Source organism: Rickettsia sp. TH2014, from assembly GCF_019249195.1.
GTDB lineage: Bacteria > Pseudomonadota > Alphaproteobacteria > Rickettsiales > Rickettsiaceae > Rickettsia > Rickettsia felis.
The window spans coordinates 1-1,308 of record NZ_MXAX01000236.1 but is presented as its reverse complement, the minus strand read 5'-3'; the positions used below and the strand labels follow the sequence as shown (position 1 = coordinate 1,308).

The window sequence follows — 1,308 nt, the reverse complement described above, 5'->3', positions numbered from 1 at the left end:
ATAATTTTTATAATGTCTGTAAGATTAAATCTTGACTTCTACACTGGCAAATCGTTTACTTGCCTCCACCAAATATCTTCAGATTTTCTAACCTTCCTTAAATTTCTTTAAAAATTCATATGCTACAAATAAACTAGTTTTTTATTCATAAATAAATATTTTATCATTAATTTTAAACTATAAACAAATATAATAGTTGAAAAAGTAATTGCTGCCATCTATTTTATGAAAACTAGATTGTTTGCTTTTCAGTTTTTAACCTACATAATCTATCACTAGATAAAATAAATCAAATCAAAGATATGACTGATCAAGTAAAACAAAATCAAATAAATAGTGCTGCTTGGGTTGCTTGTGATACTTTTCGAGGCGTGATAAGATGCAGCAAATTATAAAGATTACATATTAGTAATGCTATTCTTTAAATATATTTCAGATGTTTGGCTAGTACGTTCAAAAAAATATAAAGAAAAATATAAAAACGAGCCTTCAAGAATTGAACAGCAATTAGAACGAGAACAATTTGTAATACCGGAAAATGCAAATTTTTATGATATATTTATAAAACGAAATGAAAATAATATCGGTGAACTTATAAATAAAGCTTGAGATCAAATAGAAGAGAAGAATTTTACTAAATTAGAAGGAGTATTCCGTAATATCGATTTTAACTCGGAGTCTAATTTAGGTAAGACCAAAGAACGAATTCGTCGTTTAAAATTGCTATTAGAAGATTTTAATAGGCCGGAATTAGATTTAAGTCCTGACAGAGCCAGTGAAGATATTATAGGCGAATGTTATATTTATCTAATATCACGCTTTGCTTCAGATGCAGGCAAAAAAGCCGGTGAATTTTATACTCCTACTGCCGTATCAACTTTACTTGCAAAGCCTACTGCTCCAAAGCCCGGCAACATAATTTGTGATCCGGCTTGCGGTTCAGATTCGCTTTTAATTCGAGCAGCTAAAGAGGTAATGGAGGAAGCAAAAAAGAATAAACAGCTAAATAAACATAATTATGCACTTTATGGTCAAGAAATGAATAATGCAACATGGGCATTAGCACAGATGAATATGTTTTTACATGAGGAAGGTGGAGCGCAATTTACTTGATCAATATTGGACTAAATCTAGAACAACAAAAACAGTACATGTACCTAATGTCAATGAGGTTTGGAGTGGTGACATTACTTACATTAGAACTCATGATGGCTTTATGTATATGGCGGCTATTATAGACTGGCATAGCAAAGCTATATTAAGTTATAAATTATCCAATTCTATGGATGCAACTCTTGTTACTGATGT

At 30.6% G+C, this 1,308-nt stretch carries 2 protein-coding genes and 1 pseudogene; all 3 read left to right on the top strand.

All coding sequences use genetic code 11. From position 1 onward, the window contains the following. Positions 1 to 411: 411 nt before the first annotated feature. A complete protein-coding gene (locus KYQ89_RS04725; protein ID WP_256621356.1) occupies positions 412 to 609 on the top strand; it encodes a type I restriction-modification system subunit M N-terminal domain-containing protein in 198 nt (65 codons plus the stop codon). A gap of 111 nt (positions 610 to 720) precedes the next feature. Next, positions 721 to 1,113, top strand: a complete 393-nt coding sequence (locus KYQ89_RS04720; RefSeq protein ID WP_218460631.1) for a class I SAM-dependent DNA methyltransferase — start codon at positions 721 to 723, stop codon at positions 1,111 to 1,113. Positions 1,114 to 1,165: 52 nt separating this feature from the next. Beyond that, positions 1,166 to 1,308, top strand: a pseudogene (locus KYQ89_RS04715) (DDE-type integrase/transposase/recombinase); the annotation flags it as partial.

Excerpts from the sequence above, each read along its gene's own strand:
- KYQ89_RS04725 (WP_256621356.1), top strand. The coding sequence starts at position 412 with ATGCTATTCTTTAAATATATTTCAGATGTTTGGCTAGTACGTTCAAAA.